22 protein-coding genes are annotated in these 24,461 nt (G+C 62.5%); 12 read left to right on the top strand and 10 right to left on the bottom strand.

Going from position 1 to position 24,461, the window contains the following annotated elements; all coding sequences use genetic code 11:
- Positions 1 to 29 precede the first annotated feature (29 nt).
- From S4A8_RS18075 to S4A8_RS18065, 3 genes are all read right to left on the bottom strand, one after another.
- A complete protein-coding gene (locus S4A8_RS18075) occupies positions 30 to 2,105 on the bottom strand; it encodes a cbb3-type cytochrome c oxidase subunit I (RefSeq protein ID WP_353221209.1) in 2,076 nt (691 codons plus the stop codon).
- Positions 2,106 to 2,126: 21 nt separating this feature from the next.
- Positions 2,127 to 3,059, bottom strand: coding sequence for a ubiquinol oxidase subunit II (gene cyoA / locus S4A8_RS18070; protein WP_353221208.1), 933 nt, complete (start codon positions 3,057 to 3,059; stop codon positions 2,127 to 2,129).
- Between the two features lie 227 nt (positions 3,060 to 3,286).
- Positions 3,287 to 4,267: a YeiH family protein gene (locus S4A8_RS18065; RefSeq protein ID WP_353221207.1), complete on the bottom strand. Its 981-nt coding sequence runs from the start codon at positions 4,265 to 4,267 to the stop codon at positions 3,287 to 3,289.
- A 173-nt stretch (positions 4,268 to 4,440) separates the two neighbouring features.
- Here S4A8_RS18065 and S4A8_RS18060 point away from each other — a divergent pair, with 173 nt between their 5' ends.
- The 3 genes from S4A8_RS18060 to S4A8_RS18050 all read left to right on the top strand — a co-directional run bounded on the left by S4A8_RS18060 (position 4,441) and on the right by S4A8_RS18050 (position 6,934).
- Positions 4,441 to 5,361, top strand: coding sequence for a LysR substrate-binding domain-containing protein (locus S4A8_RS18060; RefSeq protein ID WP_353221206.1), 921 nt, complete (start codon positions 4,441 to 4,443; stop codon positions 5,359 to 5,361).
- Positions 5,362 to 5,438: 77 nt separating this feature from the next.
- Entirely contained in the window at positions 5,439 to 6,026 is a 588-nt protein-coding gene (locus tag S4A8_RS18055) for a PRC-barrel domain-containing protein (protein ID WP_353175297.1), read from the top strand.
- 194 nt (positions 6,027 to 6,220) lie between these two features.
- Complete coding sequence (locus S4A8_RS18050; protein WP_353221205.1) at positions 6,221 to 6,934, top strand: DsbA family protein; 714 nt, start codon at positions 6,221 to 6,223, stop codon at positions 6,932 to 6,934.
- Here the strand turns inward: S4A8_RS18050 and S4A8_RS18045 are convergent.
- From S4A8_RS18045 to S4A8_RS18030, 4 genes are all read right to left on the bottom strand, one after another.
- The gene (locus S4A8_RS18045; protein WP_353175301.1) at positions 6,931 to 8,412 is read right to left on the bottom strand and encodes a DUF3482 domain-containing protein; all 1,482 of its coding nucleotides are present in this window, start codon (positions 8,410 to 8,412) and stop codon (positions 6,931 to 6,933) included. The genes S4A8_RS18050 and S4A8_RS18045 overlap by 4 nt on opposite strands.
- A 1-nt stretch (position 8,413) precedes the next feature.
- On the bottom strand, positions 8,414 to 9,841 hold the full coding sequence (locus S4A8_RS18040; protein WP_353221204.1) for a DUF2868 domain-containing protein: 1,428 nt from the start codon (positions 9,839 to 9,841) through the stop codon (positions 8,414 to 8,416).
- 188 nt (positions 9,842 to 10,029) lie between these two features.
- Entirely contained in the window at positions 10,030 to 11,040 is a 1,011-nt protein-coding gene (cydB, locus tag S4A8_RS18035; RefSeq protein WP_353221203.1) for a cytochrome d ubiquinol oxidase subunit II, read from the bottom strand.
- The gene (locus S4A8_RS18030; RefSeq protein ID WP_353221202.1) at positions 11,037 to 12,428 is read right to left on the bottom strand and encodes a cytochrome ubiquinol oxidase subunit I; all 1,392 of its coding nucleotides are present in this window, start codon (positions 12,426 to 12,428) and stop codon (positions 11,037 to 11,039) included. Before S4A8_RS18030 ends, cydB begins: the two co-directional genes overlap by 4 nt.
- A 256-nt stretch (positions 12,429 to 12,684) precedes the next feature.
- On the opposite strand from S4A8_RS18030, the gene moaA reads away from it, so the two are divergent.
- Positions 12,685 to 13,743, top strand: a complete 1,059-nt coding sequence (gene moaA / locus S4A8_RS18025; RefSeq protein ID WP_353221201.1) for a GTP 3',8-cyclase MoaA — start codon at positions 12,685 to 12,687, stop codon at positions 13,741 to 13,743.
- A 55-nt stretch (positions 13,744 to 13,798) separates the two neighbouring features.
- Here the strand turns inward: moaA and S4A8_RS18020 are convergent, their stop codons facing one another.
- Both S4A8_RS18020 and S4A8_RS18015 read right to left on the bottom strand, forming a co-directional pair.
- Positions 13,799 to 14,146: a HepT-like ribonuclease domain-containing protein gene (locus S4A8_RS18020; protein WP_353221200.1), complete on the bottom strand. Its 348-nt coding sequence runs from the start codon at positions 14,144 to 14,146 to the stop codon at positions 13,799 to 13,801.
- A complete protein-coding gene (locus S4A8_RS18015; RefSeq protein WP_353221199.1) occupies positions 14,130 to 14,441 on the bottom strand; it encodes a nucleotidyltransferase family protein in 312 nt (103 codons plus the stop codon). Before S4A8_RS18015 ends, S4A8_RS18020 begins: the two co-directional genes overlap by 17 nt.
- A gap of 55 nt (positions 14,442 to 14,496) precedes the next feature.
- Between S4A8_RS18015 and ybaK the strand changes: the two genes are divergently transcribed.
- From ybaK to S4A8_RS17995, 4 genes are all read left to right on the top strand, one after another.
- On the top strand, positions 14,497 to 14,970 hold the full coding sequence (gene ybaK / locus S4A8_RS18010; RefSeq protein WP_353221198.1) for a Cys-tRNA(Pro) deacylase: 474 nt from the start codon (positions 14,497 to 14,499) through the stop codon (positions 14,968 to 14,970).
- A gap of 105 nt (positions 14,971 to 15,075) precedes the next feature.
- On the top strand, positions 15,076 to 17,616 hold the full coding sequence (gene ligD / locus S4A8_RS18005; RefSeq protein ID WP_353221197.1) for a DNA ligase D: 2,541 nt from the start codon (positions 15,076 to 15,078) through the stop codon (positions 17,614 to 17,616).
- A gap of 301 nt (positions 17,617 to 17,917) precedes the next feature.
- The gene (locus tag S4A8_RS18000; protein ID WP_006912673.1) at positions 17,918 to 18,163 is read left to right on the top strand and encodes a type II toxin-antitoxin system Phd/YefM family antitoxin; all 246 of its coding nucleotides are present in this window, start codon (positions 17,918 to 17,920) and stop codon (positions 18,161 to 18,163) included.
- Positions 18,160 to 18,546, top strand: coding sequence for a type II toxin-antitoxin system VapC family toxin (locus S4A8_RS17995; protein ID WP_006912674.1), 387 nt, complete (start codon positions 18,160 to 18,162; stop codon positions 18,544 to 18,546). Before S4A8_RS18000 ends, S4A8_RS17995 begins: the two co-directional genes overlap by 4 nt.
- A gap of 75 nt (positions 18,547 to 18,621) precedes the next feature.
- Here the strand turns inward: S4A8_RS17995 and S4A8_RS17990 are convergent, their stop codons facing one another.
- Positions 18,622 to 19,299 (bottom strand): hypothetical protein, encoded by a 678-nt coding sequence (locus S4A8_RS17990; RefSeq protein WP_152522776.1) that lies wholly within the window; start codon positions 19,297 to 19,299, stop codon positions 18,622 to 18,624.
- Positions 19,300 to 19,627: 328 nt separating this feature from the next.
- On the opposite strand from S4A8_RS17990, the gene ku (S4A8_RS17985) reads away from it, so the two are divergent.
- The 4 genes from ku (S4A8_RS17985) (at position 19,628) to S4A8_RS17970 (ending at position 24,229) form a co-directional block, all read left to right on the top strand.
- Positions 19,628 to 20,404, top strand: coding sequence for a non-homologous end joining protein Ku (gene ku / locus S4A8_RS17985; RefSeq protein WP_353221196.1), 777 nt, complete (start codon positions 19,628 to 19,630; stop codon positions 20,402 to 20,404).
- A complete protein-coding gene (gene ku / locus S4A8_RS17980) occupies positions 20,397 to 21,470 on the top strand; it encodes a non-homologous end joining protein Ku (RefSeq protein WP_353221195.1) in 1,074 nt (357 codons plus the stop codon). Before ku (S4A8_RS17985) ends, ku (S4A8_RS17980) begins: the two co-directional genes overlap by 8 nt.
- A 241-nt stretch (positions 21,471 to 21,711) precedes the next feature.
- Positions 21,712 to 23,145 (top strand): sodium/glutamate symporter, encoded by a 1,434-nt coding sequence (locus S4A8_RS17975; RefSeq protein ID WP_353221194.1) that lies wholly within the window; start codon positions 21,712 to 21,714, stop codon positions 23,143 to 23,145.
- Positions 23,146 to 23,317: 172 nt separating this feature from the next.
- Entirely contained in the window at positions 23,318 to 24,229 is a 912-nt protein-coding gene (locus tag S4A8_RS17970; protein WP_353221193.1) for an alpha/beta hydrolase, read from the top strand.
- The last annotated feature ends 232 nt before the right edge of the window (positions 24,230 to 24,461 follow it).

Below are 24,461 nucleotides of genomic sequence, written 5' to 3'. Positions count from 1 at the left end.
CGGCCTCGGTTGTGCTTGCAAGTCGATTGTCATAACGGCCGGCCCTTCTCGGTGGTCGCCGGCTCGGCGGTATCGGCATATTCCGACCGCTCGTCGCCATACGACTCGATATGCTTCATGCGCTCGAAGGCGCCATCCTTTTCGAGATTGGCATGGAAGGCGTTTTCGATACGCTCGACCTCTTCGGCCGGGATGACGAATTCCGGCTCCGGGTTGAAGCTGCGCGCGATCACCGCGCCCACGATACCCATCAGGCACAGCGCGGCCAGCCACCAGATATGCCAGACGTAGGCAAAGCCGAAGAAGAAGGCCATCGCCGCGATGAAGATCGCCACCGGGGTGGACTTGGGCATATGAATGTCTTCGTAGCGTTCGGGACGCTCATAGGCCGTGTTGTGCACCTTCTTGTGCATGAAGGCGTCGCGATCCTCGACCGTCGGAATCACCGCGAAGTTGTATTCCGGCGGCGGTGACGCAATCGACCATTCCAGCGTACGGCCGCCCCAGGGGTCGCCCGACAGATCGCGGTTCTTCTCGCGATCCCGAAAGCTGACATAGATCTGCATGAACATCGAGAAGATGCCGTAGGCAACGATGATCGCGCCGATGGCGGCGATCACCAGCCAGAAATGCCAGACCGGGTTGTCATAGGTGACCATGCGCCGGGGCATGCCCATCATGCCGAGCATGTACAGGGGCACGAAGGCCACATAGAAGCCCACGAGCCAACCCCAGAACGAATGCCGACCCCATTTCTCGTCGAGTTTGAAGCCGAAGGATTTGGGGAACCAGTAGTAGAAACCGGCGAGCAGCCCGAACATCGTGCCCGGAATCAGCACGTTATGAAAATGCGCGACCAGGAACAGGCTGTTGTGCATCTTGTAGTCGGCGCCGGGAATGGCCAACAGCACACCACTCATGCCACCCATGGTGAAGGTGATGATGAAGCCCAGCGTCCACAGCATCGGCAGCTTGAACTCGATCCGCCCACGGAACATGGTCCAGATCCAGTCGTAGATCTTCACGCCCGTGGGAATAGCGATAATCATGGTGGCGATCCCGAATGCGGCGTTACGCAACGGGTCCTGGCCCATGGTGAAAAAGTGGTGCACCCACACCGTGAACGACAGGAATGCGATCGCCATCGTCGCCCATACCATCGACGTGTAGCCGAACAGGCGTTTGTTGCAATAGGTGGTGACCACTTCCGAGAAGACACCGAACGCCGGCAACACGAGGATATACACCTCGGGATGGCCCCAGACCCAGAACATGTTGATGTACATCATCTGGTCGCCGCCCATGGTGCTGGTGAAGAAATGGGTCCCCACGGAGCGATCCAGCGCCAGCAGCGCCAGGGCGACGGTCAGCGCCGGAAACGACAGCACGATCAGAATGGTGGTGCACAGCGTTGTCCAGGTGAACATCGGCATGTGCATGAAGGTCATGCCCGGCGCACGCTTTTTGAGAATGGTCACCAGGAAGTTGACCCCGGTCAGCGTGGTACTGATACCGGATATCTGTAATGCCCATATCCAGTAGTCCACGCCGGAGCTCGGACTGTGATCCAATCCGGAGAACGGCGTATACCCGGACCAGCCGGCTTCCGAAAACTGGCCGATCAGCAGCGAGATCATCACCAGCGCACCAGCCGCTGCAGTCAGCCACAGGCTGATAGCGTTGAGCAACGGATAGGACACGTCGCGCGCGCCGATCTGCAGCGGGATGGCGATATTCATCAAGCCCACCAGAAACGGCATGGCCATGAAGAAGATCATCATCGTGCCGTGGCCGGTAAACAGCTCGGCGAAGTGGTGCGGCTCCAGATAGCCCGCCCCGCCCGAACCGGCGGTGGCCTGTTGCGCGCGCACCATGGACGCATCGATAAAGCCACGTAACAGGAAGATCAGCGCGATCGTGATGTACATGATCCCGATCTTCTTGTGATCCACCGTGGTGAACCACTCGCGGTAGAGATAGCCCCACTTGCGGTAATACGTCAGCAGGGCGACAACCAGCACACCGGTTCCGACCATGATCACGTTCGCGAAAACGATGATCAGGCTCGAATGAGTGAACGCGTCTAGAGTGAGTTTTCCGAACATCGTGTCCTCGATGCGCTGAAGCTAGCGATCCGTCAGGCGCTCGGGCGGCGGCACCGACCCATCGCCTTCCTGAAAGCGCTTGATGACATAGTCGAACAGGCCGTCGTAAACCGACGAGTAATAGGTCGGCTCGACCTTTTTACTGGGCTGCACCAGTTCGCGGTAGGCTGCCAGATCGAGCGGTTTCGACGCGGACCGGGCCTTGGCGACCCACTGCTCGAACTCCGCCGGCTTCACCGCATGAACCTGGAAGTTCATGTTGGCGAAACCGTCGCCGCTGTACTGATAATTCTTGCCGAAGTATTCGCCTTGCTGATCGGCCATCAGATGCAGGCGCGTACGCATGCCCGACATCGCCATGATCTGGCTACCCAGCCGCGGGATCATGAAGGCATTCATGACACTGGCCGAGGTCAGGTCAATCTGCACCGGCGTATCCAGCGGCATGGCCAGTTCGTTGACCACCGCGATGTTGTAGTCGGGGTAGATGAACAGCCATTTCCAGTCCATGGCGATGGCCTGAACTTCGATCGGCGGCTTGTCGGACTCCAACGGCTTGTACGGATCCAGATCATGCGTACTCACCCAGGTCAGCACCGCCAGAATCACGATGATCACGGCCGGCCCGCCCCAGAGAAACCCTTCAAGCAACGTCGAGTGATACCAGTCGGCGGTATAGGTGTTTTTGCGGTTCGACGCGCGATAGTGCCACGCGAACCAGAGCGTAAAGCCCACCACCGGCACGAGCACGAACAGCATCACCGTGAAGGTGAACAGCATGACGTTGCGCTCGTAGGCGGCCACCGGGCCCGCCGTGAAGAACGTCACCAGCTCGTTGAGGTAGAAGGTATCGACGAACCACTGCGCGCCGCAGCCGCTTAGCAACAAGGGGAGCGCGACGATCAACGGAACCCGCAGGCCACGCATCGTTCTTGCAAGTGTTTTGATAGACATTACAGGCATTCCAACGGGTGATCGCGCTTGACGTAGCCAACCATAGCCCACGCTACGATTTTTGCTACGTCAGTTCCACCAGATTCGTTGCACACAATGGGATGAAACCCACGGTCATTGTGCAGTGCAACTAATGGTAACGCCTTCCCCGCCAAAACGACAGTAAACGCAACGGCTATTGTTAGCCCCGACCGCGACGAATTCGGATACAAGCGGCCGATTCTGGCCTAGCCGATCAAAAGCGCCCCACCCAGCGCGACCGCGCTGATCCAGACCGCGAGCGCCAGCCCGAGCGCAAGCGCACGCCAACCCAGACCGAGCACCGACGCCAGCCGGGTCTGCAAGCCCATCGCGACCATCGCGGCGCTCAGCAGGGCAGCATCCAGGCGTATGAGCCCGTCATGCAGCGCACTCGGCATGGGCGTTGCCGAATTGAGCACCACCATGAGCACGAAACCCACCACGAACCACGGAAAGGGCGCGCTGCGAAAGTCGCGATCGCCTTCCTGCGCGCGCCGACGCCACCACAGCGCCAGTACGGCACATACCGGCACCAGCAGGGCGACGCGTGAAAGCTTGTACAGGCTGGCCTGTACACCCGCCGCCGGATCGAACGCGAAACCGGCCGCCAGCGCCTGGGCAACTTCGTGAATGGAACTGCCCGCCCAGGCGGAATAGGCCGACTCGCTCAATCCCATATGCGCGGCGAGGCTAGGATAGGCAAACATGGCGGCCGTGCCAAAAACCGTAACCATGGCAATCGCGCAGGCCACATCCTGTTCGCGCGCACGAATCACGCCATCGACCGCCACCACGGCCGAGGCGCCGCAGATACCGGTCCCGCAACCGACCAGCACACTCAGCGTATCGGGCAGTTTAAGCAGCCGCCCGAGCACGACCGACAACACGATGGTGCTCGTCACCGCGACCGCCACCAGCGCCAGCCCGGCCATACCCACCGACAGCAAATCCTGGGCCACGACGCGAAACCCCAGCAATACGATGCCGGCGCGCAATAGATAATGCAGCGTCCAGCGCACGCCCGGCTCGCAGGCTGTCGGCAACGGCACGCACAGGCGCACAACCACGCCGACGAGAATACCGACCGTCAACGCGCTCAGTGGCACCACCGTGTTGAGCGCCGGCCAGGCGGCGATCACATAGGACAGCGCCGCCAAGCCCAGGCATAGCAGTAGGCCTGGCAGCACGGGCGCGATCCGGCCTGCGCTCTGAGGAACCGGCAGCCGTGCCCACACCGCATTCGACAAGCGCATCCGCAAAACTCCGAACGAAAACCATGGAAGAAATCCTGCGCCTGCTTTTCATTCAATAAAATCTAATTAAAATTAAATTACCATTCGGCTTTACCGAATAATTTGTAATGACTACACGCCTACGCTTTACCCTGCGGCAACTGGAGATATTCTCTGCGGTCGCCCGCACCGGACAGGTCCGCCGCGCTGCCGATACGCTGTATTTGAGCCAGGCGGCGGTGAGCCAGGCTATCTCGGAACTGGCCGAAGCCCTGGGCGTCACCCTGTTCGAACGCCACGGTCGTCAGATCGTGCCCACGCCCGCCGCCCGTCAGCTGCTGGCACTGAGCGCCGCCCCCATGAACGCCCTCGCCGCCTTGCCCGAACATCTCGCGCCTGGCGCCGATGGCGCGGCGGCGTTGACGGGCAGTATCCGCCTGGCCGCCTCGAGCACGATCGCGCGCTACGTGCTACCGGTCGCGTTAGCGACGCTGCGTAGCCGCCACCCGCAACTGCAGATTCAGGTATTTTCCGGCAACAGCGCCCGCGCCGAAGCGCGCGTGGCCAATCTCGAGGCCGACATCGGCCTCATCGAAGGCCCGCCGCAACGCGACGATCTCGATATCGCCCACTGGCGTACGGACACGCTGCAGGTCATCGCACCGCCCGGCTATGCCACCGACACGATCGAACTCGCGCATCTGGATCGGCACCACTGGGTCGCACGCGAGCCCGGCTCGGGCACCCGCGCGGTGTTCGAACAAAACCTGGCCCTGGCCGGCTATACCGCGCCCGCGGCCCAGCTGCAGATCGACGATAGCGGCGCGATCGTACGCGCGGTCGCCCATGGCGCGGGCCTGGCGTGCGTGAGCCGCCTCGCCGCCGAGCAGGCCAGTGCGGCGCATCCGATCGAGTTCGTCGTACTCGACGGGCTGTCCCTGGCCCGGCCGCTCTGGCGTGTTCGACGCATGGCGATGGCAAGCCAGGCCCCGTTACTGCACCGCTTCGAAGCCGAGCTGAACGCCGCACTCGACGCAGCACGAAAATGAAATACGGATTTTCAGTTCTCGTTCAGCCACACGGCCTACCATCGCAACCGATATTTATCAGTAATCGAGGACATCCCATGGCAGTACGTAAAACGAGTGCCATTGCGCTGACCGGTATCACGCTGGCCGCCACCAGTACCTTCGCACTGGCCCAGCAAAAACCCGAAGGTCTGTATTCGGCCGACCAGCTGCTCGACGCCGAAGTCTATGCCCAGGGCTCCGACAAGCAGGTCGGCGAGATCGAGGACGTCATCCTCGACAACAACATGACGATCAAGTCGTTCATCGTCGAAACCGAGAGCGATTTCGGTCTGGACGGCAAATCCTATGTCGTGGCGCCCGATCAGCTCAGCGTGCAAACCATGCAGGGCGACAAGGCCACCGAGCCGCAGTACCGCATCAATCTGATGGCCGATGGCCAGACGCTCAGCAGCTATCCGGTCTATAACGACTCCTGGTGGAACAACACCCAGAGCCAGGCCGCCGATGCCTGGGAACAGACCAAGCAATCCGCCAGCAGCGCCTGGACGCGGATCAAGGACGGCACCACCGACCTGATCGACGATACCCGTGATGCCTTCGACGGCGCGGCTGACGAAACCGGCGATGCCGCCGAAAACACGGCTGACAAGACCGAAGAAGCGGCCGATAACGCCAGCAACTAACGGCTGACGAACGCAATCCGCGTGAAAGGAGGGGCGATTCGCCCCTCCTTTTTTGTGCGCGGGTTTTATGCACGGGCTGCCCGCCCGACACGCGGCCGAACCTGCACCGCGATGCATCACGTGCCTGACCTGTCGCGACGCACACGGTATGATCCGGGGCTTGTCGCCCACCTGTCGGCCCAAGGAGTCGTCGTATGAGCCCACAGAACACCGGCCGTTCCAGCCTGTTTGGCGCCCTGTTCGTTCCTGCCCTGATTCTGGGCGTACTGATCATCCTGGCGATTCTGGTGATCAGCTTTCGTGGCGGCGACGGCCCGTCGGGCGCGGGCAACGACAACGTACGCACGCTGTCCGCCGACACGATGACCGCGTTCGACAACGAATACGATGCCCTCGGCGAGGCCGTCGGCAGCGCGGATGCGCCGATCACCATTCGCGAATTCGCCGATTATCAGTGCCCGGCCTGTGGCGCGTTCGCGCCTACCGCGCGCCGGATCCGTGACGAACTGGTGGAATCCGGCAAGGCGCGTTTCATATTCTTCGACTTCCCGTTGCCGATGCATGCCCACGCCCAGCAAGCCGCGGTAGCGGCCCGCTGTGCCGCACGCCAGGACAAGTTCTGGCCCTACCACGACCGCCTGTTCGAAACCCAGCGCGACTGGTCACAACGCGACGACCCGAGCTCGATGTTTCTCGACATGGCGGTCGAAACCGGCATCAATGCCCAGCGCCTGGAAGCCTGCATGACCCAGGGCGGTCCGGACGACGTGATTGCACGCAGCCAGGAAGCCGGCAAGGCGATCGGCCTACGCGCCACGCCCACGGTACTCGTGGGCGACCAGATGTTTTCCGGCGTGGTCAGCTACGACCGTATCCAGCAGGCGATTGCCGAGCAGACAGACAACTAGAGCGAGCGCTCGATCGATTCCAGCACCGCGACCAGCGCGTCGTAAGCCGCGCTGTCCTGCTCGCGCGCATCGCGCTGGCGTGTGACCGAGCGAAACCAGCGCGCGAGCGTTTTCTGCTGGGAAGCATCCAACGCGCGGGCAATGCTGCCGTCTGCGGCCTGGCCTTCGAGCATCGCGTCGCCGCGTCTTGCATGGGCTCGCGACAGAATCTGGCGGTAGCGGATCAGAATCGAATCCAGCAGCACCCAGGCGAAGTTCGGGTTACGCGGCGGGCCGACGGTGATGCGCTGCCCGCCGAGCGGGCCAACACGGGCCAGATCCAGGCGCAGCGTGGGCAGCGCATCGCCCTTGAAAAAGGCAAGCGCCCCGCCGCCCAGCCCACCGATGAGCGCACCCAGACCGAATGAATGGCCGAAGGTCGCCGCATCGACGCCAATACCGGCACTCGCGCCCACGGCCGCGCCCACAACCGTGAGTTGCTGTCGAGTGAGCCCGAGCCGGCGCCATGTTTCATCGCTGGCCAGATCCAGATCGTCGCTGAAACCCTGCATCGCCTCGGCCTGAACGGCGGTATGCCGATACACACGCAGCAGGTCGTTGGCGGTTTCACGCTCGAGGGCGGCGATGCGCTCGAAATAGCGCAGACTGGCCTGTTTCACGGCTTCGCGTTTCGCGGTTTCGGCCGCCGGCACATCGTCGGCATAGTGACCGTGCTCGCGTAGCTCGAGCGCGCTGCGTAGAAAGGCCTGAATGCGTTCGGCGGCCTCTTCGCGGCGCTGTTGCCATTCGGCATCGAGCAAAGCCGTGGTGGTTTGCAGATGCTCGCGATCGCGTTCGTCGATCTGGTTGAGCGCGGCGAGCAGATCGCGCCGGCTGGCAAAGCGCGCGCGATGCGCATCGAACACGCGCACCAGATTGAATGCCTTGCCCAGATGTTCCCGCCATTCGGCTTCGTACGTGCCGGCCTGTTCGCCGCGCTGGTTGAGCAGCGCCAGTCGCGCGCGCCCGGAAAAACGCAGGATTTCGATCTCGGCCAGAAAGCTGTCGTAGACCGCCACGCCCGGGTCGACTACATACAGAATGCCCGCCCCCTGCAACAAGGGCTCGAGCAGACGGCATTCGTCCTCGAACTCGCCGCGATCGCGATATTGGTCCACGAACGCCTGTAACGCGGCCCGCCCGGGCGTGCCATTGCCCTCGCCGTGCACCGCCCGGATCGCGCGCAGTGCCTCGATGGGCTGCTGAAAACCGGGCGTATCGATAAAGCGCAGCCGCTCCGCCCCATCGAGTACCAGCGACAGGCGCTGGCAGCGCGTGGTTTCCCCCGGTTCGGGCGAAATCCGGATGATGCGATCGTCGTCTTCTTCCAGCAGCGTTGCCAGCACCGCCGACTTGCCCATATTGACCTTGCCGACCACGGCAAAACAGGGAACATCGGCGCTGACCCACTCGGCTGGCGTTTGCGTACGTATCGTCATCTCATAGCCCGGGGTCGTAGGCCACGATTTCGGTGGCCGGATCGCGCAGGCCGTCGATGAATCGTGTCCAGCGCTGCAAGTGCGCCGCATCCGGCGCGCCCGGCCCGCGCGCGTCACGAGCGAAGATCAGCCAGGTCACCGGCGTCTGCGCGCCCACGCCCCGGCGTACCCGGGCATGCAGTGCCGCGGCCTGACGCGGCGACAGGCCCCAGTCTTCGGCGACAAGTACGACATGGTCCGGTCCCACCGCAAGCGCTTCATCGGCCGCGGCTTCGTCCGCTTCGTCGAGCACACCGATTCGCGCATGGGCGTGCGGATTCACACGCAGGGCGCGCAACAGAAAGCCCCGGATCGAAGCGACCGACAACCCACTGCCGCCGACATCGAGCACCAGCGCGCTATCGGCCGCGGGCGCGGCAACCGCGCCGCGTTCGATACGGGTAAGCGCCCGCCACAGACTGCGATGGCGCGGCGACTGAAAATCCACACGAGACAACGCACGCCGCTCGATCGCGGCGTAGGCCAGCACGAGCAGCAGGCGTGGCAACAGCCCCCACACCAGCAACGCCATGAGCAGAAAACGCCACCACGCCGCCGTGCTCGCGGGCACATCGGGCACCCGCCGGCGACCGTCGACAAAGCGCGCCCGGCTGTTTTCGATCTGCGTGGTACTCGGCACCGCCGCCGGCCACACGCCGCGCCAGGGTGCGGCCACGATCTGTGTTGCCGAGGCGACCAGGCCGCTCGTCTGCGGGGTGGCTTCCCAATAGAAGCGCACATCGAAGACCAGCAATGACCCCGCGAACGCCAGCACCAGGCCGGTATTGAAACCGACCGCGCCGATTTGCAGCGTACGCGCAAGGGCCGCGCGCAGCGCACGCCGGGGCGCGGCCGTATCGGTGAGCCGCTCGCGCAGGGCACGAAAACGCTGGCGCTGATCTGCGCTATGCGAACGCGTGGCGATTGCCAGCACGCGGCCCGCCCAGCCAGCCAGCAGCGCCGAGGAACGCCCGCCCAGCAGCCCGGCGATCAGTACGAGCATGAACATCAGCCAGGGCAACCCCAGCGTCACGCCAAGAAACAGAATCACATGAACGCCCGGATTCGCGCTCGCACAGAGCCCGATCATCAGCGCAAAACCGGCGATGCCCATGCCGATCAACAGCGTAAGCCGGATCAGGCCCAGACCGTGACGCCAGAGCCGGCCAGTTTCCAGCGTATCGGCCTCGCGTCGATACGCCAGCCAGGCACGCAAACCGGCACGCCGGCGCCCGCGCTCATCGCCCGCAGGCAATGCAGGACGAATATCGCGATTGAATATCAGCCGGTCGTGTTCGAGCGTTGCCTCGTCCACGCCGGTCAGCACGGTTTCGAAATCGATGAGATCGGCCAGCGTCCAACGCCGGCCCGCGGCATGGGCAGCATTCATGCCGGTATTAGAACATCGCACACGCGTACCGCGCGCGCTCGGCACGCACGGCTAATGTTCGAGCACGAAGAAGATGACTTCGCGAAACACGAACGCCACCGCGCCCCAGGCCAGCAGACTGGCCAGGCCCAGACCGACGAACCACAGAAGACGACGCGATGTTTCACCCATGACGGCTCCTCGCGGGCCTAGTGATAGCCCATATCGCGACCGACCTTGCCGCGAAAGATCCAGTACGACCAGCCGGTATAGAACAGGATGAACGGCAACAGAATCGCCAGACCCACGATTAAAAAGGCCTGGGTTTCGGGCGGCGACGCGGCATTCCAAATGGTCAGATGCGGCGGAATGATATGCGGCCAGAAGCTGGCCGCCAGCCCGCCGTAGCCCACCGCGAACATGCCCAGCGACAACAGAAACGGCCAGTATTCACGCCGTTCGGCCACGCTGCGATACAGAAAATACGACACGGCGATGCCGGCCAGCGGAAACGGCACGAGCAACAGCGCATGCGGAAAGCCGAACCAGCGCTCGGCATAGTTGCCGTCGAGAAACGGCACATACACGCTCACCAGCGCCATGAATACGATCACCGCGGTCAGCAGTACCCGCGACCAGCGATAGGCGCGGTCCTGCAACAGCCCGGTGGTCTTCATCACCACCCAGGTCGCGCCCAGCAGGGCATAGCCGGCTACCAGGGCGAAGCCGGTAAGCATCGTAAAGCCGGAGAACCAGTCGAACGCGCCGCCCACGTACTGGGCGCCTTCGGCGTCGATACCCTGCACGATAGCGCCCAGGGTCACGCCCTGAAAGAACGTGGCCACCAGTGAACCGAGCACGAAGGCCAGATTCCAGCCCAATTTGCGCCGCGCCTTGAAGCGAAACTCGAACGCCACCCCGCGAAAGATCAGCGCGATGAGCATGCCGCTCAACGGCAGATAGAGCGCGGGCAGCAGCACCGTATAGGCCGGCGGAAACGCCGCCAGCAAGGCCACGCCGCCCAGCACCAGCCAGGTTTCGTTGCCGTCCCAGATCGGCGCGACCGAATTCATCATGATGTCGCGCTCGGCTTCGCCATAGGCCAGGCCGCAGAGAATGCCGATGCCGAGCACGAAGCCGTCGAGCAGCACGTACATGAACACGCCAAAGGCAATGACGGCAAACCAGATCAGCGGCAGGATGTCGACGCTATCCATCATTTTTCTCCCACCGGCTCATTCGGGTACGATAGCGGCCGGGCCGGCGTGGCATACGGGTCCGGCACCGGGTGTTCAGGCGCCTTCTCGGGGCCGGTGCGAATCACGCGCAGGATGTAGTAGAGCCCGCCGCCGAACACGATGCCGTAGACAATCACGAAGGTCGTCAACGTGGCGATAACACTCGGGGCAGCGACCGGCGAGAGCGAATCGGCGGTGCGCAACAGGCCATAAACCGTATACGGCTGGCGTCCGATTTCGGTAGTGAACCAGCCCGCCAGCACCGCGAGAAAGCCCGACGGCGCCATCGCCACAAGATAGCGGTGATAGCCGCGCGCATCGAACAGCCGGCCGCGAAGCGCCAGCCAAAGACCGGTCAGCCCGGCGATGAGCATGAGAATGCCCAACCCCACCATGAGCCGGAACGAAAAGAAGATCGGCGCCACGGGCGGGCGTTCACTGGCGGGAAAATCCTTGAGGCCGACCAGTTCGCCATCCCAGTCGTGCATGAGGATGAGACTGGCCAGATTCGGCACGGAAATCTCGTAATGATTGGTTTCGGCCGCTTCATCCGGCCAGGCGAACAGCGCCAGTGCCGCACCTTTTTCGGTATCCCAGTGGGCTTCGAGGGCGGCGACCTTGGCCGGCTGATGCTCGAGGGTGTTCAGACCATGGAAATCGCCGGCCACGATCTGCAGCGGCGTGACGATGGAAACGAACGCCACGCCCATCACCAGCATCACCCGGGCGGCCTCGTGGGCCGTGCCTTTCAGGCGATACCAGGCGCCCACGCCGAGAATGACAAACGCCGTGGTCAGGTAGGCCGCCAGCACCATGTGTACCAGTCGATACGGGAACGACGGGTTGAAGATGATCGCCCACCAGTCCGTGGGATAGAACACGCCATCGCGCAGCTCGTAGCCCGCGGGCGTATGCATCCAGGAGTTGGCCGACAGAATCCAGAACGCCGAGAGCATGGTGCCGATGGCCACCATGAGCGTGGCAAAGAAATGCAGCTTCGGCCCGACCTTGTTCCAGCCGAAGAGCATGATGCCGAGGAACGTCGCCTCCAGGAAGAAAGCGGTGAGCACCTCGTAGGACAACAGCGGCCCGAGCACCGGTGCGGTGGCTTCGGCGAATACCGACCAGTTCGTGCCGAACTGGAAGCTCATCACGATGCCGGACACCACGCCCATGCCGAACGATACGGCAAAGATCTTGACCCAGAACTGATACAGCCGGCGGAACACGTCGCGGCCGGTAAACAGGTGCATGCCTTCACACATCGCCAGCCAGCTCGCCAGACCAATGGTGAAAGCCGGGAACAGAATATGGAAGGAAACCACAAACGCGAACTGAATCCGCGACAGGATTTCTGCATCGAGTGCCATCGATATCTCCTGCGACGCCTCACGGACGATCGGACCACAGCACCACGTACCGCGATCTGCGCCCACCTATACGAAAGTATGATGCACTTGGTTGCAGCCCGACGCGATGTGACAATTCGCCGCGTTGCAGGCGCATGGTGCCACCGCAACCGCCCCGGATCGAGGCCATTCGCCGGCCGCCAGCCCGGTTCGGCAACCCACCGCGGGCGAGATAACGCTTGAGACGGCGACAAGTAACCCTGATTATGGTCGGGTGATGACCCGTTCCAGCAAAGCAAGCCCCGCAGCATCCGCCGTCACCGACCGCTACGCGCGTCCACTACAGGATCTGCGTATCTCGCTGACCGACCGCTGCAACTTTCGCTGCACCTACTGCATGCCGCGCGAGCTGTTTGGCAGCGAGCATCTGTTCTTGCCGCGCCGCGAGCTGCTGGATTTCGAAGAGATCGAGCGCCTGGCCCGCATCGCAGCCAGTCTGGGCGTAAGCAAGCTGCGCTTGACCGGCGGCGAGCCGCTGCTGCGCCGCGATATCGATGTGCTCATCGCGCGGCTGGCCGACATCGACGGCATCGACGATATCTGCCTGACCACCAACGGCTCGCTGCTGACCGAACAACGCGCCCGTGAACTGAAAGCCGCCGGCGTTAACCGCGTCACCCTCAGCCTCGACGCCATCGACGACGATGTCTTCAAGGCCATCAACGATGTCGGCTACCCGGCCTCGAAGGTGCTTACCGCCATCGACAACGCCAAGGCCGCCGGGCTGACCCCGGTGAAGGTCAACTGCGTAATCCAGCGCGGCGTCAACGAAGACCAGATCCTGCCGATGGCCGAATACTTCCGGCAGTCGGACGTGGTACTGCGCTTCATCGAATTCATGGACGTGGGCACCTCCAACGGCTGGCGCATGGAAGAAGTCGTAATCGCCCGCGAAATCGTGGAAACCATCCGAACCCGCCACGCGATCAGCCGCCTGCCCGCGAACGTGGCCGGCGAAACCGCCAACCGTTGGGTCTACGACGACGGCGCCGGCGAGATCGGCATCATCGCCTCCGTCTCCCAGCCCTTCTGCGGCGGCTGCACCCGGGCGCGCCTGTCCGCCATCGGCGAACTCTATACCTGCCTGTTCGGCGTACACGGGCGCGACCTGCGCACCCCGCTGCGCTCGGGCGCGAGCGATGACGAGCTGCGCAGCCTGCTATCCGGTATCTGGGCTGCCCGCGACGACCGCTATTCCGAACAGCGTGGCGAAGAAACCGCCAACCGGCGCGGCGATGCCGATGGCAAGGTGGAGATGTCGTATATCGGGGGGTGAGGAACGTCGCTTCTCTCCCCGGTTTACTCGAACACAGAGCGCGAGCGAGCGCTTATTACGCGTCGCTTGAGCCCATTAGCGTTTCAAGATCCGCCTGCATCAACGGCAAATCCTGTTCGAGGGTCGCCCATACGATCGCGTCATCCACGCTCGCATAGCCGTGTATCAGCACGTTACGCAGGCCGATGGCCTGACGGCCGCCTCGAACGCGAGTGAACATCTCGGCATCGAGTTGCTTCAGGCGATTCAACGCTTCGCCGATAATTTCGAACTGCCGCTCTACGGCAGAACGCAACAGCGCGCTTTCTTGATAGTCCGCATAGCCTTGGCCGGCGACGAATGCCTCAATGGCACTGGCGGCCTGCAATGCGTCGTAAATGTACGTCTCAGGCCTGTGCGTCATACACGGCACGCCGGGTTTCGTTAATGCTCGCCAGCAAATAAGGATTGCGAATCGCGCGACTGCTTACCAGATCAATACGCCGGCCGAACAGGTCGGTCAGCGCATCGAGAAGGTCGAAATACGCATGCGCCACGCCCCCCGGTGGCTCAGGGCCGAACTCGACCAGAAAATCGAGATCGCTGGCCTGCGGATCAAAGTCCCCACGGGCAGCGGAGCCAAAAAGCTCCAACCGCTTCACGCCATAGCGGCGAGCGATGCGGGCCACATCGTCTGCATGTCGATCGACGATATTCATGGGCTTAGAATACTAGGGCACCGTTCGAAAAGAATACCGGACCCGCGTCGACCCCATGACACCCGCGACTCAACTTCTGGACGAACACAACGTCCCCTACCAGCTGCACCAGTACGAGCACACCACCGCCCATAGCGATTACGGCATCGACGCCTCGCAACAGCTCGGCGTCGCCCCCGAGCAGGTGTTCAAGACCCTCGTGGCCGAGCTCGACACCCACGCGCTCGTGGTGGCCATCGTGCCCGTCTCCGGGCGGCTGCACATGAAAAGCCTCGCGGCCGCCGCGCACGCCAAGAAAGCCTTCATGGCCGACCGCGCCAAGGTCGAAAAGACCACGGGCTACGTGCTTGGCGGCGTCAGCCCGATGGGCCAGAAGAAGGCACTGGCCAGCTTCATCGACGAATCCGCGATTGCATTCGACACGATCTTCATAAGCGGCGGCCGGCGCGGGCTGGAAATCGAGATCGAGCCGTTCGCCCTGGCCGAGGCGATCGACGCGGCCTTTGTCGCCATCGCCGATACTGCGTAGTCCGCCGCATGGCGGCTAGCTGCCGGCCTGCTATGGTCGACTCCAGAATTTTCGACCGCGACGCCTGCCCATGCGTTGTCGTTTAACCTGTCCGGCGGGCCTGGCGTGAGCCGGCTCGACGACTACCGCAACAAGCGCGATTTCACCCGCAGCCGCGAACCCGCGGGCGAACAGAACAGCCCCGCCAGCGAGTGGCCGCGCTTTGTCGTGCACAAGCACGCCGCCTCGCATCTGCATTTCGACCTGCGCCTGGAAGAAGACGGCGTTCTGCGCAGCTGGGCGCTGCCCAAGGGCCCGAGCCTGAAACCGGGCGAAAAACGCCTTGCGGTCGCGGTCGAGGATCACCCGCTCGACTACGGCGACTTCGAGGGCACGATCCCCAAAAAACAGTACGGCGGCGGCAAGGTCATGATCTGGGACGCCGGCCTCTGGCGCGAAACCAGCCAACGCAAGAAAGACCGCATCGATTTCGAGCTCGCCGGTGAAAAACTGGCCGGGCGCTGGACGCTTGCCCAGATGGGCGGCAAGGCCGGGGACGGCGGCAAGAACTGGCTGCTCATCAAGCGCCGCGACAAGCACCAACCCATCGACGAACCCGGCGAGGCCGATACGAGTGTGGCCACCGGCCGCACCATGGCCGAAATCGCCGACGGCGCGGCCGCCAAACACGAACCGCAAGCGCCCGCCCCCACGCTCGACCTCGACGCCGGCGCGCTCGACGGCGCCCGTAAACGCACGCTCGCCCGCACGCCCAAACCGCGGCTGGCCACCTTGTCGGACAAAGCGCCCGCCGGCGACGACTGGCTGCACGAAATCAAGTTCGACGGCTATCGCATCCTTGCGCGACTGGAAAACGGGCAGGCAACGCTGCTCACCCGTAACGGCAAGGACTGGACCGACCGCTTTGCCGCCACGCGCCGCGCCGTCGAAGCCCTGCCCATCGACAGCGCCCTGCTCGATGGCGAAATCGTCGCCCTCGATCGCGACGGCATCAGCCGTTTTGGCCCACTCCAGGATGCCATCGCCAACCGCCGTACCGACCGGCTCGTCTACCAGGTGTTCGACCTGCTCCACGCCGGCGAGCACGATCTTAAAAAGGTCGCGCTGGCCGAACGCAAACGCCTGCTCCAAAAACTCTGCAAGGCGGCCGACGCCAACCGGGCACTGCGCTATACCGACCATATCCAGGGCCAGGGCCCGGCGTTTTTCGAACAGGCCAGTGCGAGCGGGCTGGAAGGCATCATCAGCAAACGCGCCGACGGCGCCTACAGCGGCGGACGCAGCAAACAGTGGCGCAAGATCAAGACCAGCCACGACGACAGCTTCGTCGTCGGCGGCTATACCGAACCTTCGGGCTCGCGTGCCGGCTTCGGCTCGCTGCTGCTCGGCAGGCACGACGAGCACGGCCGCTTCGTCTATGCCGGGCGCGTCGGCACCGGCTTTTCGGACCGCCAGATCGAAGACCTTTCCGCACGGCTCGACCAACTCGACGTATCCAAACGCCCCTTCGCCGAGCCCGTGCCGGACGCCGATACCGCCCACTGGGTCCGCCCCGAACTGGTGGTCGACGTCACGTTTACCGAACGCACGGCCAGCGGCGTACTCCGCCATCCCAGCTTTCGCGGCCTGCGCGAGGATCGCGATGCGGATTCAATCGGCGCGAACCCGCACGCAGCACCCGAGCACAACGGCGAATCGACCGGCCCAAAGAAACTGCCGCGCAGCGAAAACGCCAAGCGAAAACGCCGCGCCGTCAAACTCGAAGGCATCCGCCTGACCCACCCGGATCGCGTGGTCTACCCGGAAACCGGGCTCACCAAGATCGAACTCGCCCGCTACTTCGTCGCCATCGCCGACTGGATTCTGCCGCATATCGCCGACCGGCCACTGTCGCTGCTGCGCTGCCCCGACGGCCAGAACGGCGAATGCTTTTTCCAGAAGCACCCGCGCACGGCCTTCCCCGACAGCCTGCCGACCGTCGCCATTGCAGATAAAAAGGCGCCCGACGACACGCAGGATTATGTCTATGTACGTGACACGGCCGACCTGGTCGCGCTCGTGCAGGCCGGCGTGCTGGAAATCCACCCCTGGGGCGCGCGTATCGACAACGTCGAACGCCCCGACCAGCTCGTCTTCGACCTGGACCCGCATACCGACGTCGAATGGGCCGAAACCTGCCGCATCGCCCGCGAACTGCGTGCCTATCTGGCCGAACTCGAACTCACCGCCTTCCTGCGCACCACCGGCGGCAAGGGCCTGCACCTGGTCGTCCCCATCGAACGCCACACGAACTGGGACGACGCCAAGGCCTTCGCCCGTGCCGTCTGCCAAACCTTCGCCGCCCGCGAACCCAAACGCCTGACCACGAACATGGCCAAACACAAACGCCGCGGCAAGATATTCCTCGACTACCTGCGCAACGGCCGCGGCGCCACCGCCATCGCCAGCTACTCGCCCCGCGCCCATCCCACACCGACCATTGCCGTACCGATTCGATGGGACGAGCTGACCGACCTAAACAGCCCGGATCACTACGATATTCAGCGCGTACTGCAGCGGCTGCAGAACCTGGAAAAAGATCCCTGGCTTCACCTCGGCGAGGCTAGCAAGCGGATCACCAAAGCGATGCAGGATGCGGTCAGTTAAAGAGGCTAACGACGGCTTCGGCGGCCAGTCCTTGCTGGAAATTATCCGCAAATGAACGCGAATTAACGCGAATTAACGCGAATTGGTTCCAGCGTTCGGAAGGGCTCCGTAGCAAGGTTCGAACTCTGAGGCTGTATCTGTATCGCGACGATCGGACGGTGCCAAACGCACCGTCGACGTCGAGACAGATAAATCGAGCCACCGAACACGGATGACCAGACCGTTACCGGACTTCCCAGCGCCTTGTCTACCGCACCACCCGGGATTAAACTAACTTAACTTAGTTCAACCGGAGCACGGCATGAACACCTTCAATATCCACGAAGCCAAAACCCATCTCTCACGCCTTATCGAAGACGCTGCAAACGGTGAGCCCTTCATTATTGCCAAGGCCGGCAAGCCGCTGGTGAAAGTCAGCGCCCTAACAGCCTTCGACGATAAAACGCCTTCGCGCATCGGCTTCATGGCCGGCGAGTTCGACGTGCCCGATGACTTCAACGAGCTGGGTAAGGAAGCTATCGAAGACACGTTCTACGACCAATCGTGATCTTCCTGCTGGATACACACCTGCTGCTCTGGGCCGCCGCCGGTTCTAACCGGCTACCGCCAAGAGCGGCCGACCTCATTCAGGATGAAGCAAACCAGCTGCTATTCAGCGCTGCCAGCATATGGGAAGTAGCGATCAAGGCCGGACTCAATCGGCCCGACTTCAAGGTTTCCGCTGGACGGCTCCGCCGCGCCCTGTTCGAGAACGGCTACGACGAACTGCCAATCAGCGGCCGCCATGCCGCCGCCATCGCTAATCTGCCCGATATTCACAAAGATCCGTTCGATCGAATCCTGGTGGCACAGGCGCAGGTCGAAGACCTGACGCTGTGTACCAGTGATAGTGTCTTGACGAGCTATCCGGGCAGTATCGAGCTGTTTTAGCCATACCTATTAGAGAATTGCTCAATTGCTCGAGGGAAGGGAGAAGTGTCTGTCCCCTTTAGGTCCCAAGAAAAGTCACAGGCTTGACGCTAAATCGCTAACGAGTTGACTAGCAAGCAAGATAAGACCTAGAGAACCGGGTATCACTGCGGCTATCCAAAAGCCGAATCGTGTGTTGGCGATCGCACGTGAATTGGTGAATCTTTCAAACCACCCGCTCTTCCGGGAGTCGACGAACTCTTCTACTGTCGAAAAACTCATTTTCGCATGCTTTCTCAATGCGAACGACAATGCAGTTGCACGCGCAGACTCCCATGTGATGAACGCCACCGCTGAGATAAGCATAGATAGTGCAGCAAGCGTGGCTAGTACATGATGAGCCGAGGTCGTCAAGTTCCAAAGACCAAAGAATGCGGCGTAGCCCGCAAGCTGAACACCGCGGAAATAGTGGTCTGCATTCTTGAACGTCTGTTCAACAAATTTCTTGTGTGCATCTAGGTTGCGCTGTTCTGTTTCGCGCTCCTTCGCTTGGTCGGCACGTTCACGCTCTATTGCTTTTATACGAGATTGCTCTTGAGCTGCGGCGACGAACAAGTTCGGTTTTGCTAGCGCGCCAGCGATGAAGTTGTAACTATCCTCGAGAATGTTCGAGAGTCGGCGTTTCTCGCTCGAGGTTAACTCGGCTCCATCGTTGAGGGCCTGGAGAAAAGGATAGATCGCGCGTTGTAGTTCTTCGCCGGAAAGCTCGCTCATGAACTGGCCCCAAAAAAGTTTGCCACCTATCGTAGGTGCAATCGACTCTCCAAGAGTCCGCAATATGGAGAAAATCCAAGTCTCGCATAGCATGCGACGCCATAGCTGACCCCGGTTACAAATAATACTAACGTGCAGATACAGCCCAACAAACGCGAGTTCTGCATCTCATGGGCGCCACCGCCCCCTCCCCCACAACGTCCCTTCAGCACCCCAACCTAGTCTCAAATAAATTCGCGTCCATCTGCGTTCATTTGCGGACTGTGTCTTCCCCGGTTTTCCGTCATAGTCAGTTGAAAGCCTTCCCGGCCAACAGCGAGACGAGCCCATGACCGCCCGAGCGATGTGGAAAGGTGCGATTCATTTCGGCGGCATGCGCGTGCCGGTGAAGTTCTATGCGGCGGTGGCCGACAAGAGCGTTCATTTTCGGCTGCTGCACGAGAAGGACCAGGTGCCGGTCAAGCAGGCGATGGTCAACCCGGAAACGGATGATGTGGTCGCCCAGTCCGAGGCGCAGTATGCGTACGTGACCGAGGACCATGACTGGGTGGTCCTCGACGAGGAGGACTTCGACGCGATCGAGCCGGAGGCGTCACGCGAGATCGATATCCTGCATTTTCTGCCGGCCGGGGTGATCGACCATCGCTGGTATTTGCGCCCCTACTATCTCGGCCCGGACGGGGACGAGGCGAGCTACGGCGCGCTCATCAAAGCGCTCGAACAGACCTGCCGCGAAGGCGTGGCGCGCTGGGTGATGCGCAAGAAGACCTATGTAGGCGCACTGCGGCTGTACCACGGCTACCCGGTGATGGTGTCATTGCGCCATGACGGCGAGGTCGTGTCCATCGACGAGCTGAAGGCGCCGAGCGGGCGCAAGCTCGATGACAAGGAACAGGACATGGCGGCCCAGCTCATCGACATGCTGGCCGAGGATTTCGACCCGGCGGACTACGAGAACAGCCACCGCGAGCGCATTCTCGACCTCATCGAGACCAAACGCCGCGGCGAGAGCGTCAAGCTGACGCCGATCAAACAGCGCGAGCCCTCGGACAACGTGGCCGAGGCCCTGGAAGCCAGCCTGAAGCGCGAGCGCAAGAGTGCCTAAAAACAAGGAAGACAAGGACGACGATAAGGACTACCACGAGGCCGAGCACCATGGCCCGCGGCCGTTCTGGTCCGGCACGATCACCTTCGGGCTGGTGAGCCTGCCGGTGAGTCTGTACGTGGCCACGCGTTCCAAGCGCGTGAAGCTGCGCATGGTTGATCACGACGGCGAGCCGCTGGCCAAGCGCTATTTCTGCCCCGCCGAAGAAGTCGCACTCGAATCCGACGAGATCGTACGCGGCTACGAGGTCGAGAAAGACCAGTTCGTGGTGGTGGAAAACGACGAGCTCGACGCTATTGCCCCGGAGAAATCGCAGGAGATCGACCTGCGCCGTTTCGTGCCGGTGGACCAGATCGACCCGATGTTCTTTCAGCGCGCCTACTTCCTGGCGCCGAACCAGGGCGCGATCAAGCCCTACCGACTGCTGGCTCAGAGCATGGAAGACAGCGAGCGTGCGGGCATTGCCACCTGCGTGATCCGCGGCAAGGAATATCTGCTCGCGATTTTGTCGCACCAGGGCATTCTGCGGGCCGAGATCCTGCGGTTTGCCGAGGAGCTGCGCACCCCGGCCGATATCGGCCTGCCGGAATCGATCGATGCGGACGACGACCTCACGAAGAAGATGGTCAAGTCTATCGAGGCGAACGGTCGCAAGACCCTGGATCGCGCAGCACTCACCGATGTGCGCTCCGAACGTATTCGCGAGCGCGTGGACGACAAGCTCGAAGCCGACGAGGACGTGATCCACGAGGCCGAAGACGACGATATCGAGGATGCCGACAGCGACGAAGAGCCGGTCGATCTCATGGCTGTGCTCAAGCGCAGCCTGGAACAGAAAAACGATGCGTCATCCGCTGGCAAGTCACCGAAAAAAAGCAGTCGGGCGGCGGGGCACAACAAGCGCTCGAAAGACAACCGGGCGCAGGGCGAACAGGCCGGCCGTGTCGATGAAAGCACCGATATGACGCGCGCCGAGCTCTATGATCGCGCGCAGGCCTTGGATATCAAGGGCCGCAGCCGCATGAGCAAGGACGAACTGGCCGCCGCGATCGAGGCTGGCTCGTAAATAGCGCCGAGGCTTGGTTTTTATAATCATAAACTTGCGCTTGATCTATCGGCACAGCACAAGCGTTTGTGCAGAGTCATGCCGTGACGGCACGAAAACTGCGTTTCCCTGCCCGAGCGAATCCGACTAGTGTAGGAACCGGGGGTATGGCGACGACAGGTCGCCATGGCAACGGCAAGCGATGTGCCGTCGGGAACCGCGCACTTCGCAAGAATCAGAATACAACCGCCAGGGGGCTGTCATGTCTGCCGACCAGATTGGCTTTTCGCTACTTATACTCGCCGTGCTGCTCTATGCCGGCAAATGGGTTCGCATGCACTGGGCGCCGGCCCAGAAACTGTTTTTGCCGGCCTCGATTCTGGCCGGCGGTATCGGGCTGTTGCTCGGCCCCGGCGTGCTCGGCGCGATCGTGCGCGCGGTCGGCGGCGAAGAAGCGCCGCTCGCCCAGGGCGCGATTCCCGAATCGATGCTGTCCATCTGGAGCGACCTGCCCGGCTTGTTGATCAATGTGGTCTTCGCCACCCTGCTACTGGGCGTGCCGTTGCCCAACTTCAAGCGCGTGTGGGGTCTGGCTGGCCCCCAGCTGGCGTTCGGGGTGACGCTCGGCGCCGGTCAGTATGTGATCGGCATCCTCATCGCCGTGCTCATTCTGGCGCCGTTTTTTGGCGTACCGGTGATGGCCGGCGCGCTGATCGAAATCGGCTTCGAGGGCGGACACGGCACGGCCGCCGGCCTGCAGGGCACCTTCGGCGAACTCGGCTTTGCCGATGGCGCGGACCTGGCCGTGGGCATGGCCACCGTGGGCGTGATCTCGGGCATCGTGTTCGGCATCATCCTGATCAACTGGGGCGTGCGTACCGGCAAGAGCGCGGTACTGGATAAGAGCGTCGACAACATCCCGCATCATCAGCGCCGCGGCCTGGTCGCCCACGACGAACGCCCCGTGCCGGCCGGCAACATGACCGTGCGCTCGGAGTCGATCGAACCGCTGACCCTGCATTTCAGCTTCATCGCCATGGCCATTCTGGTGGGCCTGGGTATTCTCGAGGCCATGAGCTGGGTCGAACGCATGACCTGGGGCAGCGGCGAAAACGGCATCGAACTGCTTAGCGCGGTGCCGTTGTTTCCGCTGGCAATGATAGGCGGGCTGGTCGTGCAACAGGTGCTCTCCCGTTTCGACAAGCACAACCTGCTCGATCGCGACCTGATGGTCCGTATCCAGGGCTTTGCGCTGGATCTGCTCATCGCCGCGGCGATCGCCAGCCTGTCGCTGACCGTGATCGCCGATCACTGGGCCGCTTTCGTGCTGCTTGGCCTGGCCGGCATCGCCTGGAACGTCGGCATGTTCCTGTGGCTGGCGCCGCGCATCATTCCCAAATACTGGTTCGAACGCGGCATCGGCGATATCGGCCAGTCCATGGGCGTGACCGCCACCGGCCTGATCCTCATGAAGATCGCCGACCCGGATAACCGCACCCCGGCCTATGAAGCCTTCGGCTACAAGCAGATGGTATTCGAGCCGTTCTTTGGGGGCGGCCTGGTCACCGGCCTGGCCCTGCCCATCATCTACAACTTCGGCCCCTGGCCGCTGTTCGGCGTCATGCTCGCCCTGGTGGTGCTCGGTATCGGCTCCGGCCTGCTCTACTTCGGGCGCTTGAAGCAGGAACAAACCTAGCGCCCCACCCCACCTGCCAAGACCACGCTACTGCGCTGCGACGCGTAGTGGCGTGGTCGCCTGTGCTCGGCTAATCCGGACTGGACGCCCGACGCATTTTTGGAAAATAATGATTTTCCATTAGGCGCAGGTCGCGCCGAAGCCGAGACAAAAGGCGACGAGGGAGGCCGGCATGGTTTCGCAAGGCAGGCAGAACGTGTCGTTCGAAAGCCAAGGCACCACCTGTGCCGCCACGCTGCACTTGCCCGAAGAAAGCGATCACCAACCCCTCCCCACGATCGTGATGGTGCACGGCTGGGGCGGCACCCAGCTGCTTCTCGTCACGCATTTCATCGAGGCATTCAACGCGGCCGGGTTCGCGGTGCTGACCTTCGATTACCCCGGCTGGGGCGACAGCGAAGGCACGCCCCGCCACACCATCAATCCCTGGAAACGCGAGCAGGTGGTCGAGCACGCGATCGCGCATGCCCGCACCCTCGACCAGGTCGATGAAAACCGAATCGTGCTCTGGGGCACCTCATTTGGCGGCGGGCATGTGGTCAAGATCGCGTCCAGGCATCCGGAGCTCTGCGGCGCCATCGCACAGGTGCCCATGCTCGATGGCATACGCGCAGTGACCGCCGTGCCGTTCACACGCATGCTGCGCTTCGGATGGGATATGGCCCGCGACCTGGCCAGGCCCGGACGCACTCATTACATCCCGGCGATCGCCCCGAAGGGCGAGTATGCCTCGATGGATCGCGACGGGGCCTCGCGGATCGATGCATGGGTCGCCTCACATCTCGACGAGGAATACGACAATCGCGTTTCCGCCGCCTCGCTGGCGACAATGGGCTTCTACCGCCCGTTCAAGTACCTGAAATCCATCCGTATCCCCACGCTGATCATCGGCGCGACACGAGACACGGTCGCCCCCTTCGACCGCCGCAAGGTCGAATCCCAGGCATCCGATCAGGTGAGCGTGAAAACGATCGACGCCAACCACTTCGATCCCTACCTTCAGCCGTGGTACGACACCAATATCGGCCTGCAACTCGAGTTCCTGCGGGCGCTGGTTTCGACAAACGACACCGCAACCACATGAGAACTATCGCGTTGCGCGGGTGGATTAGCGAAGCGTAATCCAACAAAGAACCCAGCATGCAGGGCTGATCCGGCCGACGCACCAAGCCGGCAGGAGAGGTCGTTCCATGTTGGCTTACGGCCTTCGGCCTAAGCCATATATGGATCCGCTCCGGTAAGCAACCACGATAATCAACAGAGCAGGCGGCGTCCGTATATTCGGCCTCGGTGTTGGCACATCCTTGGGTGCCGGG

The sequence above is a fragment of the Salinisphaera sp. S4-8 genome, from assembly GCF_040361235.1.
In the GTDB taxonomy this organism is placed as follows: Bacteria; Pseudomonadota; Gammaproteobacteria; order Nevskiales; family Salinisphaeraceae; genus Salinisphaera.
This window is presented reverse-complemented; position numbering and strand designations above follow the sequence as displayed.